An 18,029-nucleotide genomic window follows, 5' to 3' on the forward strand; every position below is an offset into this window, starting at 1 on the left:
GCTACAGACAGGTTTATTCAGCTATTAAATTGGCGATCGCATCTACTAATTCGGCTGGCTCTACTGGTTTGGCAAGATGCTTATTAAATCCGGCTGCAAGTACTTGCTTGGCGTTTATTTCTCCAGCATAGGCGGTAAGTGCGATCGCTCGAATTTGCCCTCCTTGTTCTGCTGGTAGTGTTCTCAACTGTCGCATGAACATACATCCATCCACTTCTGGCATCCCAATATCGCTTAAAAGTATATCTGGCAGAGATTGGCTTAAAGCGGTTAGTGCCTCATTTGCTGATGCCACTGCTGTCACATTTGCCCCATACTGCTCTAATAAGAAGGCAATAAATTCTCGCGTATCTGCATCATCATCCACTACTAAAATATTGACACCATTTAAATTTGAGGATGTCTCTGAGTCGCTAATGTCTGGTTTAATCTCTAATTGATTTTGAATCAACGGGAGTCTCACGGTAAAAGTTGCCCCCTGATCTTCTCCTCTGCTTTCTACCTGCACTGTCCCGCCATGCAGTTCGACTAAGTGACGAACGATCGCTAACCCTAACCCCAGTCCACCAAACTTTCTGGTAGTGCTGCTGTTCTCTTGGCGGAAATATTCAAACACGTAAGGCAGAAAATTAGGATCGATACCTTTCCCAGTGTCGCTGACGATAATTTGAGCATAAAGCGGGGAGTGGTTTGGTGTTTCTTTACCCCCTACTTGTTCGAGTCGAATATCAACCCGTCCCCCCGCAGGTGTAAACTTAACTGCATTTGAGAGCAGGTTCCAAACGATTTGCTGCAATCGGCCGGAGTCACCCAAAACTTGCCCTAAATGTGGTTCCAGGCTGATGTGCATCTCAATTGACTTAGCTTCTGCTGACAGCCGCACTGTTTCCATTGCTGCCGAAATCACAGATGTCAAATCAACTGGGTAGATATTTAAGCTAAGTTTACCTTGTAAAATTCGGGAGATATCCAGCAAATCTTCAATCAGTTGAGCTTGTAACCTAGCATTTCGCTCAATAGTCTTTAGCGCTTGAGGAATTGTCTTTTCATCAAGTTTTTTGGTTTGGAGTAGCTTAGACCATCCTAAAATTGGGTTGAGTGGCGATCGCAATTCATGAGAAAGAACTGCTAGAAACTCGTCTTTAATTCGGTTAGCGTTTTCTGCTGCTTCCCGTGCCGTTTGCTCTGCCTCGTATAAACGCGCTCGTTCCATTGCTTGAGCGCACTGCTGTGCTAGTGCCAGAATGAAGGGTCGATCATCCTGATTAAACTCTTGAAGTTCGTCAAAAGCTAGAGACATGCCACCTATGGCTCGTCCCTCGATAATCAATGGAATTGAAATCCAAGCTCCGTAGTCAACCTGGGCGTATTCCTTAGCAAGGTGTGAGTAACGAGCAATCCTCGCTGTTGTTGACTCTTGCCAGATGGGCTGCTTGTTTCTCACTGCTTCTGCCAGTGGTACGGATGTATGAATAGAGAATCGACGCCATGTATCCATCGCTTTCTGTTCATAACCTACTGCACGGACAATTTCTAGTTCAGTGCCGCTTTTAGTCACTAGTGCTACTAAAGCAGAACTAGCTCCCAAAGCTGCCATACCTTGCTCTACCATTACTTCAGCAACCTGTGCCAGAGTTAGACATTCAGAAAGTGCGGCGGTAATGGCTTGCAGACGCGCAGTGCGAGATGCTGCCCGTAAAGCCGCCTGTTGAGATTGCTGTGTTTCTGTATAGAGTCGGGCATTATCAACGGCTATGGCAGCCCGGCGAGCCAACTCCTGGGCTAACATTAGGCTTTTGGTAGGGTAGCGACGGTCTGAAGAAGATACCAAAGTCATAGCTCCCAGCACCCTTCCCCGAACTATGAGCGGTACACTAATGCCGGATGTAGGATTTAGTTCTTGCAAAATTTTTAGATGACTGGTATTAAGGCTTATCTCTTGTATCTGTTCATCAGAAATAAAATGAGTAATTTGTGATTTGCCTGTCTCTATTACCTCAGCAATACCTTTTTTGAGTGTTAAATCAGGTGGATAATTTTGTAACTGTTCTACCAATTCTTGTTTTTTTGGATCGGCATGGGCTGCTGTAACCCGGCGAACTAATTGATTGTCACAAATAATATCAACTAAGCACCAATCAGCTATTTCAGGCACTACCAAACGCGCTAAACTAGCTAAGGTTGTCTCGTAGTCTAATGATGCAGCCAAAATTTCACTAGCTTCAGCTAGAAAACGCTGCTCCACCTCCACCTGCTTGCGCTCTCTAATATCCCGCGAAGACGCTTGCATTTCTAAAATTTCTTTAGTTTGGCGATCGCGGATAGCTCGAATAGTTGCTTCTAACCAAATATAATGTCCGTCTTTGTGACGAGCGCGGTGAGTAACAGTATAAATATCTGGTAAATCGGCATTGATTGGATAATTCCTGGCAATCTCTGCCAAATCATCAGGGTGAACTAACTCTTGGCTGTGATTACCTACTAATTCCTCTGGTTGATACCCCAATACTGTGTAGCAAGCTGGTGAAATGTACAGAAGAGTTCCATCGACTGTATGGCGGGAAATAATATCCGTTGAATTCTCAGCCATCAGCCGAAAACACGCCTCACTCTCGCGCAGTTTTGCCTCTGCCTGCTTGCGTACATTAATGTTACGGAAATAAACTGATAACCCTGTAGATGAAGGATAAGCGCGAACCGCAAACCACGCATCAAAGGGTGGGTAATAATCTTCAAGCTCAAGCGGCATTCCTAGAGCAACTGCCCTTTGATAAAGCTGACCAAAGCTAGTATTAGCCAGTTCTGGAAACTCTGACCACAAATTTTTTCCGAGCAGATCCTCGCAGGAACGCCCTAGAGTTCTGCTTCCCTCATGATTGAGGTAGGAGAAGCGCCACTCACTGTCAAAGGCAAGAAAGCCATCAGTGATACTTTCTAAAATCTTGGTAACTTGCTCTTTGGCAGCTTCAGCCTCAACACGAGCCGCTTGCTCTCGCTCAAATAGCTGTTGACGCTCGACTTCTGCTTGCTTACGCTCAGTAATTTCTTGACAGATTGCACCCACCCAGGTTATATAACCTGGTAGTTGAATCGGATAGTAATTCACCGACCAATGCCGCTGCTTTCCAGGCGCGGCGGGTGTCTCTCCACTGGCCTCTTGGGCAATAGATTCTCCCGTTTCGATCACATGGTGGAAAGCTTCCATGACCGCAGAATCTACCCCCGGTAGCACTTGGGCAACGGTTTTACCGATATGCGTCTCTTGGGGAAAACCGTTAATTTCAGCTAAAGCATCATTCAACCGAACGTATCTTAATTTTTCATCCCATAAACCAATACCTATAGGTGCATTATTTAAGAGGGTATCAAGTAGAACATTAGCTTCAATCAAGCGAGTCTGCTCTGTTTTCAGTAGCGCCAGCAATTGCTCACGTTCTGCCTCAGCTTGCTTGCTATCGCTGATATCTACGCACATTCCAACCCATTCCTCGATTTCGCCTGTTTCGTCGAGTATCGGTACACCGCGTATCTTCATGTAACGGTATTCGCCATCATGCCGCAGAACACGATACTCGGCAACTGCAACGCTGCGTCCAAAAAAAGCCTGTCGCCAAATACCAGCTACAGATATACGGTCATCTGGGTGCAGTGCATCAACCCAACCCCATCCTTTGTATTGTTCGGGACTTTGCCCAGTGAACGCCTCCCAAGTCGGAATCTCCTCAACAACGTTGCCCCAAGGTCCGGCGCTCCAGACAATGGATGCGCTTGCTTCTGCCAGTGAGCGGTAGCGTGCTTCACTATGACGCAGATTTTCTTCTACTTGCTCCTGTTCGCCCAAATATTGCCGCAAATCTGTAACCTCTTGAGCTTTTAGATGATCAATTAAATCTTGAACAAGGGGAAAATTTTCTTTCTCAATCGAGACATCTGAGGTTTCAAAAATCTAGCGACGTGTCCATTCGTTTTCCCATCGGTTTATACTGTGGAACGAAACCCCTAATATTGTTCCCAGTTTTACCTGTGAAAGTTTGAGGCACTACCGAGTCTAACGAATTTATGCAATCCTTGGCTGTTCGATTGCAGGCATAAGCTTAATATATTTTTATTTTTATAGTCGATATTGGAATATAGCAGATGCTATAACTCTCACTACATCTATCTAGAGTTATAGAGGTTGTAAGTTGATGATTATGTACTACATCAACTATTAGGCAACCTATTTAAGCTAGTAATAGAGTTGTTTCAATCTAGGGAATGAAAACATGAAGGTTTGGCTTGCCTGCTTTTTAGTGCTGTTTGCTTTGGCGGAACTGTTTGACTGGTTAAAAAAATTTAATTTGCCATTACCTATCTATATTTTGGGTGGCGCTTTTTTAGCTGTTGCTTCTAACTATGATAAGATATTCGACTCCTATTTTGCTGATTCAAGCATTGAAGCATCACTCGAACAATCAGAGTTAGATTCACTAACCCCATCTACTAATCCTATTTCTTTTCCAGTTGCCAGTCCTGTTGAAGATGCTCAAACATTTCAAACGGATGATTAGCTACATAGCGCGTAAGCGTAGAGCGTCGTAGACATCGCTTGTCTACTCTCTAAGCAACAAGTAAACTGCTACATTAATACATTAATATAGAAGCTCAGGTTAATCAGCTTTGAACCTAGAGTCAGAAAACTAACTTCTGCGCCTGTAACATCTACCCAATTCAGGCTACCGCCGCAACGCCGTGATTAGTAGACTATTAGAAAAATTCCGTGTGCCTTTTGTCAAAGTTCAAGATTCCCGTGAAACTTCCAAGAGCAAAAGCTGGTTGCAAATGATTTTAGTTACCAGTGTAGGAGTTACCGCCTTTATCTGGGGAGTTCGGGAACTCAAAGGGTTGCAGCCTTGGGAGTTGAGAGTTTATGACCAGATGTTGCGATCGCGTCCACCAGAAGCACTTGAACGGCGAATTTTGCTGGTAAAAATCACTGACGAGGATCTTAAACAAGGTAAATGGACTATATCAGATCGTAGAATCAATCAGCTATTAAAAAAAATAGAGTCTTATCAACCGCGAATTGTTGGTTTATATCTTTTTCAACCAGAAAACAAATATTTGGTGGCTAATTTGCAAAATCAAGATAACATCTTCAGCACCTGTTTATTCAACACCTTGGGTAAAGATGAAATGCCACCACCGCCAAATTTTCCTATAGATAATGTTGGATTTGGTAATGTGGTTGCTGACAATGAAAACGACCAAATTCTCCGCCGCAGTTTGTTATTTGTCCACTCTCCAGAAGAAAAATGTACAACACCATTTGCATTTGGTGCGCTCATAGCAATTAATTATTTAGATAAACAAGGCATTGAATACAATTTCACAAATAAAAAAGAATTTCAGTTAGGTAAAATTATATTTCCGCGTTTACAACCGAATTCCGGTAGCTACGAACATCTGAATGCAGATGGCTATCAAATATTATTAAATTATCGTCATCCCAACAGCATTGCCAACCAAGTAACCCTCACACAAGTCCTTAGTGGACAAGTCAAACCCAGTTTAATCAAAGACCGCCTTGTAATTATTGGCACTACAGCAGCTAATTTCCCTCAAAGTAGCTTTTATACACCTTACAGTGCTTTGCCAGATCAACCACCCAGAATGCCCGCTTTGCTTATTCATGCACAGATAGCAAGTCAACTCATTAGTACAGTGTTGGATGGGCGACCTATAATTTGGTATTGGCCAGACTGGGCGGAACTTATTTGGGTGTGGGGCTGGTCGCTTTTAGGTGGAATTATAGCATGGCGGTGGCAAAATCCGTTGCTGTTGTTGCTGGTAGTCGGGACAACTCTACTTGGTTTAGTAGTAATCTGCGTTGTTTTGTTTTTGCAAGGCGGATGGATACCATTAGTTCCCTCTGCTTTGGCTTTGGTAATTAGTAGCATCTGTGTGATTGCTTATACTAGCTACCAAAATCAGCAGCAAACTCAGGTGATTATTCTGCAAGTTGAAAAACAACAAGAAGCGATCGCTCAATTAAATGTACTCTTAGAAGATAAAACAGCACTTCCCGACTCGTCTGTTGATTTTACTCCCCCAGTTGATTCACCAGAAATAAAATCAGGTGATTTGGTTTTGGGTAGACGCTACAAAATCTCTCAAGTTCTCGGTGCAGGTGGATTTGGCCGCACTTATTTAGCACAGGATACTCAACGCCCAGGAAATCCGATTTGCGTAGTTAAAAAGTTAATGCCAGCCCGTCAAGATACACGATTTTTGCAAGTTGCTCGCAGGTTGTTTAATAGTGAAGCTGAAATTTTACAATGTTTGGGTAAACATCATCAAATTCCCGAACTACTTGCTTATTTTGAAGATGACCAAGAATTTTATTTGATTCAACAATATATCGAGGGACATACCCTAAGTGAAGAATTACCACCTGTGCAGAATGTGCAGAATGAATCATTTGTAATCGAGATGCTCAAACAAGTTTTAGAAGTTCTAGAATTTGTTCACCAGCATCGAGTGATTCATCGTGATATCAAACCGGCTAATATTATTAGATGTGCTGAAGATAATCGCTTAGTATTGATTGACTTTGGTGCAGTCAAATTGATGCAACCGCCAAGTAGTGAGCAAACAGAATTAGCCACAGTAGCCATTGGGACGCGGGGTTATACACCTCCAGAACAATTTGCTGGTCATCCGCGCTTATGCAGTGACATTTACGCTTTAGGAATGATTGCCATTCAAGCCATAACTGGGATACTACCCCAAGACCTCCACCCAGATCCAGAAACGGGTAATATTATGTGGCGGCAAACGCTGCAAGTGAGTGAAGAATTAGCGGTGATTTTAGATAAAATGGTTTGCTATCATTTTAGCGATCGCTATCAATCAGCCGCCGCAGTTTTACAAGATTTGAAACGTCTTTAGGTTAAGTGTAGAGACGTTGTAATGCAACGTCTCTACAAAGTTTATCGATAGATACTTAATTATTAATGCTATTCATCTTTAACCCATATTGACCTTGTTTTTCTATAATCTGAGTCAATATTTTGTGGCAATGACAGTCACTTTTACATTGATGTAATATGTTTTGTGGAGCAATTGAACTAGAACCTAAAGCCAGACATATTTTTCCAGTACAAGTAAGCTGTTTCCCGCTTCAGCGCCAAAGGCCGTGCTGATAAAGCTGGCGATGTAGCCGACAAATGGGGGCATTGTCGCCACCACAATCAAGATCCTTAGGTAAAGACGCGATTCATAGCGTCTCTACAAATGGTCTATTTGTGGCATTCTTTTTTCAAATTGGTATAACACTTTATGTCTACATCCTGAGCCTATAGCTTTTCGGATATCTTCCCAAATTTCTGATTAATACTTATGACAATACTCCTCGATTGAGCCTAAGCATTACCCAACGAATAGCAAAATACCATTTTTTCCTACAACAGCTTTTTTGTGGAGCGTTGTTGCCAGAGTGCAAACCAGTATAATAGCCTGGATGTTCAAAAATAGCTAATCTACTCTTCTCTTAGCGTCCTTTGCGCCCTTTGCGGTTCGATATCCTAAATCATGTCCACTCAACCCACAATCCAAAGCATATACACCGATGGTGCTTGCACCGGAAACCCTGGCCCTGGTGGTTGGGGAGTTGTCGTCTATTTTAGCGATGGTTCAATCCACGAAATGGGCGATGCATCTCCTCATACCACTAATAATAAAATGGAAATGCAAGCTGCGATCGCAGCCCTCCAATTTTTGCAAACATCTCAACAAACCCAACTTATCACCCTGCATACCGATAGCGAATACCTAATTAACTGCGTTACCAAGTGGGTGAAAGGCTGGAAAAAGAAAGGCTGGAAAAAATCAGATGGTAAACCCGTCCAAAACCAAGAGCTTTTGGAAACTCTTGATGAACTCAATACCCAACAGGTAAAATGGCAACACGTTAGGGGACATTCTGGTAACATAGGTAACGAACGTTGTGATGCGATCGCTCGCACATACGCTAGTGGTAAAATTCCTTCGCTACAACAATTAACTCCGACAAATTTTTATAAATCTTTACCTTGCAAAAATGACCTAAATGTAGCAAAAGTAGCTGATTATGAAAAAAACTCTCGAATAGTTAACCAAAGTCCCCAACAAATCAGTACTTCTGCACTAGAAATAACCGTTATGGAACCATCTATTGGGCCAACTGCGGCCGTAACCGATGAAAAACCGCCAGAAATCAGGGTTTCGCAACTCCGCAGCTTGGTCGAAACTCTGCGTATCGCTGACGAAATTTCAGAGAAAGGCTACTTAATCACCAGTTCTGAGTTAGCAGACTTGATGGATGTCCACGCCAGCGCTGTTACCAGTCGGGGAGATCAATGGCGCTGGCGCAACTGGATAGTGTCACGGGTACGCCGTGAAGGAAATCAAATTCTTTGGGAACTGGAACGCGGGGATCAAGTAGGAGGTGAAGAGGAATAGGCAGCAGGGAAGCAGAGGGGACAAGGGGACAAGGTGACAAAAGTTTACAGCTTCCAACAAGTCTTTCCCCTTGTCCTCTTTCCCATGCCCAATGCCCCACTCATAACTCACCACTATATTTCCGTCCCCGCCACTCGCGTGGCTTGCGGAACGCAGATAAGAAGATTCGCAGCACAGCTAAGGGATCGGCAAAAGGGGAAAGCCAGAATAACCAGCAGCCCTTAGCGCTTTTACGATCATAGGAAGGTGCGATCGCAATTAGCATAGCAAAGCGAATTATCACTAAGAATAAATTTAGTCCCAGCAGAAGAAGTGGGGGAGTGGGTAACGCGATTAATCCCGTTTGTAGCGAGTACGAGAGTGGGGGAGAAATCAGCAAAAAAGCGAAGACTATTAAAAGAGGTAGACCTTGAACAGATGTAAGTAGCCATAAATCTCCCCACAACTGCGAACGAGAAGTTGCATCTTTGAGATCAAGACTCCGCCCCCATTCCTTCCATGTCTCCATCGCCCCTTCATACATCCGTACTTTCAGCACCTTTGCACCATCTAAAAAACCCACCTTATACCCTTGAACAGCAATATTTCGCGCCAAAGTGACATCATCACAAAAAGAACCACTCGCACTGCTATAGCCACCCACAGCAGCTAAAACAGAGCGGCGACACAAAAAACATTGCCCATTTGCCATCACCCTTTCTGGCTGCTCTGTATTGATCCCAGCCGGGTCAAATCGGTAAAGCAGAGTCATCAACAAAGCCGGTTGTAGCCAGCACTCTCCCGGATATTTGAGGATGAACTGGGGTGAAAGGGAAACGAGATCATAGCCCTGTGCTTCGGCCGTCTTCACCAAACCAGCAACCAAACCAGGATGCGGTTGAATATCAGCATCCAGCCCTAAAAACCACTGACTACCCTCAGAGCTAAATAGAAAACCGTTATGCAACGCCCAAGGACGCCCCACCCAACCAGAGGGTAAAGGGTCATCTGTCATCACGCGAAAGCGCGGATCTTTCTGCTGTATTGCTTTTACTAAGTCCGGTGTACCATCAACAGACTTGCTGTCTACAACAATAATTTCCCGAACTTCGTAGCTTTGATGACTTAAACCAGCCAACAACGGGCTAATGCGAAGCGCCTCGTTCAGCGTGGGAACGACGACGCTAACCTTACCCAAAAGCTCCAGTGTCGGCTGTTGCGGTTCTATTGGAGGAAGCCGTCTTGGCCCCTTTAGCAGGCGCGAAAACAGAATCGCCGTTGCTGGTACTTGGATAAGTAGCAGTAAAAGAGAGATGGCGCTTTCTACCATCAAAGCGTTGTCATTGGTCATTGGGCACTTGTACTGAGCGTTCGCGTAGCGTCTCGTAGAGAAGTCGAAGTATTGGTCATTAGTCATTCATTGGGCATTAGGCATTGGGAAAGAGGAGGCAGTTCTTGCTGGAAGCAGAAGGCAGAAGTTCTTTAATTTTGAATTGATTTCTCCCTCTGCTCCCTCATCCCCTTATTCCCCACTCCCTACTCCCTACTCCCTAATTTATCGACCTATTTCAAGGCAACTTTAACGCTTCTTGCCACTGAGACTTCCTTGTTTGCTGGTTCAACAGCAACTGGAGTGGGAGTGGTTGAACTGCTTAACCACAGAGCCACAGCAGGAGTCACACCAAACAATAAACCGAGCAACACTGGGATGGAGAATCCAGCGGCCAAGCTTAGTCCGGCGGCGAAGGCAAAGTTAGTTAAATAAACGACTAAGGGTAGATTAAGTTGCGATCGCTCTAATTTAATCGAAACGTTTCTCCACAACAATCCTGCCACAGTCATAAACAGGGCACTAGTACCAAACCAACCTGCATAGTTCTGGTAAGGTGTGCCAAAGAAAGCTCCTGGATGTTCCCAATACCAAAAAGGCAGAGAAGTTTGACTCATCGCTGGCTCAAGGGCAAAATCCCAGCAAGTGAAGAGCAAAGCACCAACGGCTACAGCCGCAATATGGCGTCCCCAACTAGGTTTTTGTGCCACTTTCAAACCAGTTCTTGCAATTAAATAAGACGACAGCCCAACATAGAACCAAGATAAAGGAATTGTGAAAGGAACTAGCCCTGCAATCTTATATCCCAAGCCACTCAAGTAGCTATAATCACCAAATGGAAAACCTGTGCTGGTTCCCAGTAGTTCACTACCCAAGGAAATAAACATAGCTGGCAGCATAAATGCTAGCCAAGTTCCCAATCCTAACGTCCGGTAGGCATAAATAGAGACAGCTATTGTCCCCAAGATGATATCAACTACACCACCACCTGCCATACTTAACTGTACGGCAGTTTCTCCAACCTGCGATAAATTGAAAAGTATTTCAGCATTAGGTACGACCAGTAGCATCCCTACCAGTCCAAAGGCTTTTGACACGATATGACCAATCAGGCATACGCGTTCAGCAATAACAAGTTGTCTCATGATAATTCCTTAACAAGATGTGACACGCGGCTACTCGGCTGCTAACAGTTTACAAATGTTTAACAACATATTTAACTACTTTGTGCCGCAATTCTCTACAAACTTGTTTGGCTTTCTTGGGAAGAGCATAACAGCCTATTGATTGAAGCTATAAAAAATATGATGATAGATTTACTAGTCTAAGCTATATAGTCAAAATCTACATAATTTCATCTGTAAAAATTTCTAGTTTCTTGCCCCACTGATATCCGTATGATGAAGAACTCCTTCCGATGTAAGGATCTGGTTGAGGCAGGACAATGACCATAGATTAAGCAAGCTCTACAGTAAGTGTGAAGATTGACACATTTATCCATAAAAATCACGGCAAGGGTTACTAGGTATACCGTAATCTAGAGGTTGTTGATAAACAGCTTCTAACTTAATGACTAACAGACGCCAATTTTTAAAAGGAGTGGCAGGGCTTTCTGGCTTATCTTTAGCTGGTTGTGGCTGGAGGCTAGCTGAAGTACGTGCTAATTCTAATACTTCGGGTCAACGTGACCAACTTTATATCTTTACCTGGACGCAATATACCGACAACCAATTATTGAAAACCTTTAGCACCCAAACAGGCATGAAAGTGCTAGCGGATGTTTATGATTCCAATGATGTCATGCTGGCTAAGTTGCAAGCTGGAGGCGGTGGGACTTACAGCATCATTTACCCATCCGATTACATGGTGCAGAAGATGGTAAACAAAGGTTTATTAACAGAAATAGATCACGATCGCTTAATCGGTTTAGAGAATTTATTCCCCCGGTTTCAGAATCCTAGCTATGACCCGAATAACCGATATAGCATCCCTTTTAACTGGGGGACAACAGGTTTACTTTATAATTCTGAAAAAATCAAAGATGTACCACAAGACTGGGATTACCTTTGGCGAAACCAAAAGCAACTTAATCAGCAGATGACCTTGCTCAATGATGTTCGAGAAGTGATGGGTGCGACATTACGGATGCTAGGTTACTCTTACAATTCAAAAAATGAACAAGAAATCAAACAAGCTTATGAAAAGTTGAAAGTGCTAAAACCTGCGATCGCACGTTTTGACACAGACGCTTGGCAAAATCAAATTCTGGCGGGAGATTTACTATTGGCAATGTGCTATTCAGCAGATGCCGTGAGAATTTCTCAAGAAAACCCTAAACTCAAATATGTAATTCCTCGCAGTGGTTCTTCATTATGGACAGACACTATTGTAATTCCTAAAACAGCCCCTAATTTAGCTGGAGCTTACGCTTGGATTAACATGATTTTGCAACCAGAATTAGCAGCCCAAATTAGTAAACGTCTGAATATTTCTACGCCTAATAGTGCTGGATTTGAGCAATTGCCAAAAAAAATCCAAAATAATCCTAATTTATTTCCCTCCGAGTCACTTTTAGCAAATTGTGAACGTGTTACTCCTGTAGGAGAATTTGAAGAGGTTTATGATCGCTATTGGACTCAATTAACTAGTGGCTAAAATAGGAGAGACGCGATTAATCGCGTCTGTTAGGAGTAGAGACGCGATTAATCGCGTCTGTTAGGAATTAGGAGTTATAAATAGTGAATTTTAAAAAAAGTGATATTTCTAAAATACAAGAATTGCATCACCCACGAGCGAATTGGCTGCAACCTTTGGTATTACTTGCACCATCTGGGATTTGGTTATTGCTTTTATTGGTGCTACCAACTTTGATAATTTTCCAGTTAAGTTTAGTTGCAGACATCCGTCCAGGAGATTTGGTCAATCCCAACGGATTCAAAAACTACATCCGCATATTTGACCCCCTTTATGTGCAAGTAATTGTGCGATCGCTGTTTTTTGCGTTTGGTACTACAATAATTTGTTTAATTTTGGGCTTCCCTGTCGCCTATTGGATTGCTCAGATAGCACCGCAGCGTTGGCGGAATTTGCTACTATTAGGCTTTGTCTTACCTTTGTGGACTTCTTCGTTACTTCGTTCTTATGCTTGGATTACAATTCTTCGCCCTACTGGTTTATTGAACAGTTTACTCAGCAATTTAGGCTTACCTACTTTGGAATTACTTAACCAGAGTCAAGCTGTATTTATTGGTATGAGTTACAGCTTGTTACCCTATATGGTTTTGATTTTATATGCTTCTCTCGAAAAGCTAGACAAGCGGTTGCTAGAAGCGGCGGCTGATTTAGGTGCAAATCCGATAGAAACTTTTTGGCAAGTAACCGTACCGCAAATTTTGCCTGGAATTGCGGCTGCTTCCATGCTTGTATTCATCACAGGCTTAGGGGATTTTGTCGATCCAGAATTACTTGGTGGTGCTTCTAGTATGACGGCGGCACGGTTAGTTTATAACCAGTTTCTGGGAGCAACACAAAATTGGGGATTTGGTTCAGCTTTAAGTATGACGTTAATTTTGCTTGTTAGTATTGCGATCGCACTTTTAATTAAGTTTGGCGAGACTGCGCCCAAACGCTAAACTTTTCGTCACTTATATATAATAAGGGCATCAAACGCCAGCGAGACAACGGTTATGCGTCTCACCTGATCTCAAAAATGCGTTACCAACTACTGATGAACTTCCCTGTTCAGACGATACGCCAGTGGATAACGAAGATCAAAATTTTTTGCCCAATATTTTACTCTTCTTACTCAACTCCATTTGGGCAAATCGTATGGATTTGGTACTTCGGAGTAGATATGGCAGTATATCACACCACAGGAGTAAATCCCAGAGTACCTGTAGTGCCAGATGCTTTTTTAAGTGTGGGAGCAGAACGGAAAAAGGGTAGCAAATCACGTAAAAGTTACGCGGTTTGGGAAGAAAATGGGGTAATTCCAATATTCACATTAGAAATGGTATCCCACACCCCCAGAGGTGAATACGACGAGAAGCTAGATATATACAAAAAACTCGGTGTTTTGTACTACGTAATTTATAACCCTGAGTTTTGGCAACGCGACCAACATCAACCCTTTGAAGTGTATAAGTTAATAGATGGAAACTACCAACTACAAATAGGTGAACCTTATTTGATGCCAGAGGTGGGGTTAGGTATTGGGCGACACCAAGCTGTAATTGCCGGCATACAACAGGAGTTTTTATGTTGGTATGATGAGCGAGGAAATCGCTATTTGACAGATGCAGAACAGGCAGAACAGCAGCGACAAAGGGCCGAACAGTTAGCGCAATATTTACGTTCTATAGGTGTAGATCCAAATAATCTACCTAGTAATTAAGGCGATCGCATTTCCCAAAATATCAAACCGCAATGCAAGATTCATTAGTTATTAGTCAAATGACTAATGACTAAATGGTTTAAATCATCTGTATTACTATTAATTAACTCCTTAATTGTAGAAAGAAACTCATGCTCTAAATAAGGCTTAGTCAAATAAGCTTTTGCACCTAATTCTTGAGCAAGCTGGCGATGTTTTTCAGCGCTACGAGAAGTGAGAATCACTACAGGTATTTTTGCTAAATTGGGGTATTGACGGAAATTGCCCAACAACTCAAAACCATTCATTCGTGGCATCTCTAAATCGGAAATGACAACTTGTATTTCTGGATGTAACTGTAACTTTTCTAAAGCTTCTACACCATTTTGAGCTTGTATTACTTGATAACCAGATTTTTGCAGTGTGAGAGAGATAGTTTGGCGCAGACTAATTGCGTCATCTACAACTAAAACAACTTTTGGTAATTTATTCTCTGTTTCTTGAGAGTAACTGGATTGGGTTCCTTTCGGTAATTTATAATCTGGCTCTTGAGAGTAACTCGGTTGGGTTTCTATAGGTGAATTGTTATCTGACTCTTGAGAATAACTGGGTTGGGTTTCTATGGTTGTCGTAGAAGTAGAAGCAGCAAGTAATGGTGTAGATGAAAAAGTATGTCCTGATATTGCTAAGGCTTTTTTATTTGACAAAGAAGGTACTGGTAGCGCCATGACATCAAGTGTTGTTTGTTGAAGCTCACTAGATACCAGGAATGAAGCATCAATCACTAAGATGAGATTACCATTAGCTAAACTACTACAACCATAAATGTATTTTGCCGGTGCGATCGCATTTCCTAAAGGTCTAATTACCAGTTCTTGTTCACCAATTATTTGGTCAACTTCTAAAGCAAATCTTCCCTGATTTCGTCGTAGCAAAAGCACCGGATTTTTTGCTATGCTTGGGTCGTGATTACTTGATGTGTTGTATAAGGTATCATCATTAAAGCATGAATCATTATAACTAATCAACTTTGAAAGTTGACGGAGGCTGACCATAGTTTCATCATCGTCTGTATTCCAATATAAGACTTTTTGACCTTCTATTTCTTTTATTTGCTGCTCAGAGGGAATCAATATTTTTTCGATACTGTCCAAAAGAAGGGCATATACAACACCTTTGGCTTGAACTAGCATTAATTTTTCGGTAGTCATAGAAAAAGGAATTTTGAGTATGAATATTGTTCCTTGGTTAGGTAAGGATTGAACTGAAATTGATCCATTAAGTGCGTTCATCTGAGTCCGCACGATATCTAACCCCATACCGCGCCCAGAGATTTCACTTACTTTAGCAGCAGTAGAAAATCCGGGTGAAAATATCATGTCTAAAAGTTCAGATTCGACCAGATTAGAAGCATAGGTTTTAGTTTTTTCTTCAGTTTGTATGGGATAAAATTCAGCAGCTTTTCTGCGAATTCTATCTAAATTTAATCCCTGTCCATCATCTCTAACTTCAATAACAGTTTGGCTACCCTGATGATAGGCGCGGATTTCGATTAACCCTTGTTCTGCTTTACCAAACTCTCGGCGAAGTTGCGGAGATTCAATCCCGTGGTCAAAAGCATTACGTACTAAATGTAACAATGGATCGTACAGTTTTTCTGCGATCGCTTTATCAACTAGTACTTCAGTACCACTAAGTTTCAATTCTACAAGTTTGGCATGAACATTCCCCAACTTATTTACCATGTGGGGGAAGCGATTCAGAATATTGCCCAAAGGCGACATTCGTGCTTCTACTAAGCTATCTATAATATTAAGAGTTAAATTTTCTTGTTTGTCACTAATTTGGACAGCTTGCGTCACAAGCAAGTCAAGAGATTCTGTGGTTTCTTGTAGTTGTAGAGTCTCTTCTATTGCTTCATGCAATGTCATCTGAAAATCTGTATATACATCCATTTCTAAAGAGTCAAAATTCACTGCAAAATTTTGCGTTTGTTGTGAGGCAATATTTTGTTTTTGTAATGGTAAATCACGTAACTCATTTAAAGTTGTTTGGTGTCTACTGAGTTGCTGGATTAATTGGTCAATTATTTCTTTGACTTGTTCATTTTGCAAACTATGTCGTTTTTGGTAAATCAACGATTCTCCAGCTAGATAATTGAGGTGTTGCAGTCTCTCTGTATCTACTCGGATAAAAGAAGGTTGGCGAAAGTTTTTAGTTTGAACATACTCTGATTTATCTTCTGTTTCTTTGTTGATTTGTGTCGCTAAATCAGGTATGACTTCAATAGCTGTTTCAGGAAAATTTACAATTTCCTGCTCATTGACAGTTAAGGAATCACGCTTTACTGAAGAATCATTCGTGGTTGTCACCACTTGCTCTGTAAGATTTTCGTTAGCTTCTTCTCCCCATATTGCCTCTAGTAGGTTCTCAGTTGTTTGAGAAGGATCATTAGGTATTTCTTTAAGAACTAACAGTGTTTGTAACTTGGGATTATCAAGCCAGTTTTTCTCTTTATTAGTAACAGGAGGATAGTTTTTATATTCTTGGGCTAATCTATGAATTTGGTTTTGTAATATTTTAATGACTGATATGTAACTATCAGATATGTCAACAGAATGCTGAAATTTTGTAACGGCAAATAAAATTATTAAAATTATCCCATTTCGATAAATAGTAAGGCTTTGACTATCTTCTTCATCTTGAACAAAATCAAGAAACTTTTGTAGCCAGTTATCGATATAATCAAGTAAATTTTCTTTTTCTAATCTGGGAACCATTAAATCAAAATTAAGCTCTGCTTCTGGTATTTTGATTTCGTGATTAAACCAGCCAAAAATGTAACGAATGACTTTTAAATAAAACTTGGCAGTTGTTGGCTTTACTGATTCATTTTTATTATTATCAGATGTAGTGATAAATTGGTAAAATTGTTCTTCTGAATTATTTTGTAATTCTTCAGATAACTCATTATTTACCACTGTCGTGAGTTTTTCCAAAGCTGGAGAAGTTTTTCCGCCAGAAGTGCGATCGCCTTCTAATACCAATTTTTGTGCTTGTTGCAAATCTGCAAGAGCAATTTCTGCAATTTGCTGCACCTGAGTGGGGTTTGCTTGCAGCGCTGACAGAATTGTTTGAGAAATTTCTCCCAATCCAGGTAAATTTAGAGATTCTGCTAAACCGAGAAACACCTCAGCTTGAGAGTGTAAAAACTCGATAAATTTGTCATGACTTGGTGGATTGTTAACAGCTTTAGCAATACTGTTTAGACGTTGCTCTACTCCCACTTCAAAAACGGACTGGACAATATCAAATCCCAGTTCTTCAGAAGTAGGAATATGAGTTTCAGCACCAAATGCATCGCCCAGCTTTTCTTGCAACTGTGCAAACACTGAAGTCGCTCGATGGAGTAATTCTTCATCATTAACAGTACTGCCGATTAATTCGGTATTTAATGCTATGCTAAGACACTCATAAGCTTGTAACAAAAGTGTTTGTAATTCGGCATCAACTACCACTTTTGGATTATATAAAGCCTTAAATACATCTTCTAAAAAATGGGCTATCATCTTAATTACTTCTAGCCCAACATTAGCAGCACCACCTTTAAGCGTATGAGTAGCTCGCATTAAGTTATGAACTTTAGCAGTACTGTAATCTTCTGATAAGCTAAATAATTCTTGTTCAATAATCTGGACTAATTCTGGGGCTTCAGCCAGAAAGTAGATATATCCTTGTTCGCGGATTTCGTTATCTGTGATCATAAGTGGGGAGTGGAGAGTGGGGAGTAGGGAGTGGGGAGTGGGGAGTGGGGAAGATTGAAATTTACGTCTAATGTGAATTGAGTAGTTGAAAACCTTTCAGTTT

General features: G+C 41.7%; 9 protein-coding genes and 1 pseudogene. 6 read left to right on the plus strand and 4 right to left on the minus strand.

Going from position 1 to position 18,029, the window contains the following annotated elements; all coding sequences use genetic code 11:
- Positions 1-13: 13 nt before the first annotated feature.
- The gene (locus RMY00_RS01280) at positions 14-3,853 is read right to left on the minus strand and encodes a PAS domain S-box protein (protein ID WP_322645825.1); all 3,840 of its coding nucleotides are present in this window, start codon (positions 3,851-3,853) and stop codon (positions 14-16) included.
- A gap of 412 nt (positions 3,854-4,265) precedes the next feature.
- Here RMY00_RS01280 and RMY00_RS01285 point away from each other — a divergent pair, with 412 nt between their 5' ends.
- From RMY00_RS01285 to rnhA, 3 genes are all read left to right on the plus strand, one after another.
- Positions 4,266-4,550: a hypothetical protein gene (locus RMY00_RS01285; protein WP_322645826.1), complete on the plus strand. Its 285-nt coding sequence runs from the start codon at positions 4,266-4,268 to the stop codon at positions 4,548-4,550.
- Between the two features lie 181 nt (positions 4,551-4,731).
- Positions 4,732-6,930, plus strand: coding sequence for a CHASE2 domain-containing serine/threonine-protein kinase (locus tag RMY00_RS01290; RefSeq protein WP_322645827.1), 2,199 nt, complete (start codon positions 4,732-4,734; stop codon positions 6,928-6,930).
- 642 nt (positions 6,931-7,572) lie between these two features.
- On the plus strand, positions 7,573-8,481 hold the full coding sequence (gene rnhA, locus RMY00_RS01295; RefSeq protein WP_322645828.1) for a ribonuclease HI: 909 nt from the start codon (positions 7,573-7,575) through the stop codon (positions 8,479-8,481).
- Positions 8,482-8,581: 100 nt separating this feature from the next.
- On the opposite strand, the gene cruG is transcribed toward rnhA, so the two are convergent.
- Positions 8,582-9,811, minus strand: a complete 1,230-nt coding sequence (gene cruG / locus RMY00_RS01300) for a 2'-O-glycosyltransferase CruG (RefSeq protein WP_322645829.1) — start codon at positions 9,809-9,811, stop codon at positions 8,582-8,584.
- 212 nt (positions 9,812-10,023) lie between these two features.
- Positions 10,024-10,935, minus strand: coding sequence for a gamma-carotene 1'-hydroxylase CruF (gene cruF / locus RMY00_RS01305; protein ID WP_322645830.1), 912 nt, complete (start codon positions 10,933-10,935; stop codon positions 10,024-10,026).
- Positions 10,936-11,359: 424 nt separating this feature from the next.
- Here cruF and RMY00_RS01310 point away from each other — a divergent pair, with 424 nt between their 5' ends.
- The 3 genes and pseudogenes from RMY00_RS01310 to RMY00_RS01320 all read left to right on the plus strand — a co-directional run.
- Positions 11,360-12,445: a spermidine/putrescine ABC transporter substrate-binding protein gene (locus RMY00_RS01310; RefSeq protein ID WP_322645831.1), complete on the plus strand. Its 1,086-nt coding sequence runs from the start codon at positions 11,360-11,362 to the stop codon at positions 12,443-12,445.
- An 83-nt stretch (positions 12,446-12,528) separates the two neighbouring features.
- Entirely contained in the window at positions 12,529-13,422 is an 894-nt protein-coding gene (locus tag RMY00_RS01315) for an ABC transporter permease (protein ID WP_322645832.1), read from the plus strand.
- Between the two features lie 58 nt (positions 13,423-13,480).
- Positions 13,481-14,183: pseudogene (locus RMY00_RS01320) on the plus strand (Uma2 family endonuclease); the annotation flags it as partial.
- A 44-nt stretch (positions 14,184-14,227) separates the two neighbouring features.
- Here RMY00_RS01320 and RMY00_RS01325 read toward each other — a convergent pair.
- Positions 14,228-17,926: a hybrid sensor histidine kinase/response regulator gene (locus tag RMY00_RS01325; protein ID WP_322645833.1), complete on the minus strand. Its 3,699-nt coding sequence runs from the start codon at positions 17,924-17,926 to the stop codon at positions 14,228-14,230.
- Positions 17,927-18,029 lie beyond the last annotated feature (103 nt).

Origin of the sequence: Nostoc sp. ChiVER01 (genome assembly GCF_034531155.1) — a bacterium.
Classification (GTDB): Bacteria; Cyanobacteriota; Cyanobacteriia; order Cyanobacteriales; family Nostocaceae; genus Nostoc.

Excerpts from the sequence above, each read along its gene's own strand:
- RMY00_RS01285 (WP_322645826.1), top strand. The coding sequence starts at position 4,266 with ATGAAGGTTTGGCTTGCCTGCTTTTTAGTGCTGTTTGCTTTGGCGGAA.
- rnhA (WP_322645828.1), top strand. The coding sequence starts at position 7,573 with ATGTCCACTCAACCCACAATCCAAAGCATATACACCGATGGTGCTTGC.
- cruG (WP_322645829.1), bottom strand. The coding sequence starts at position 9,811 with ATGACCAATGACAACGCTTTGATGGTAGAAAGCGCCATCTCTCTTTTA.
- cruF (WP_322645830.1), bottom strand. The coding sequence starts at position 10,935 with ATGAGACAACTTGTTATTGCTGAACGCGTATGCCTGATTGGTCATATC.
- RMY00_RS01310 (WP_322645831.1), top strand. The coding sequence starts at position 11,360 with ATGACTAACAGACGCCAATTTTTAAAAGGAGTGGCAGGGCTTTCTGGC.
- RMY00_RS01325 (WP_322645833.1), bottom strand. The coding sequence starts at position 17,926 with ATGATCACAGATAACGAAATCCGCGAACAAGGATATATCTACTTTCTG.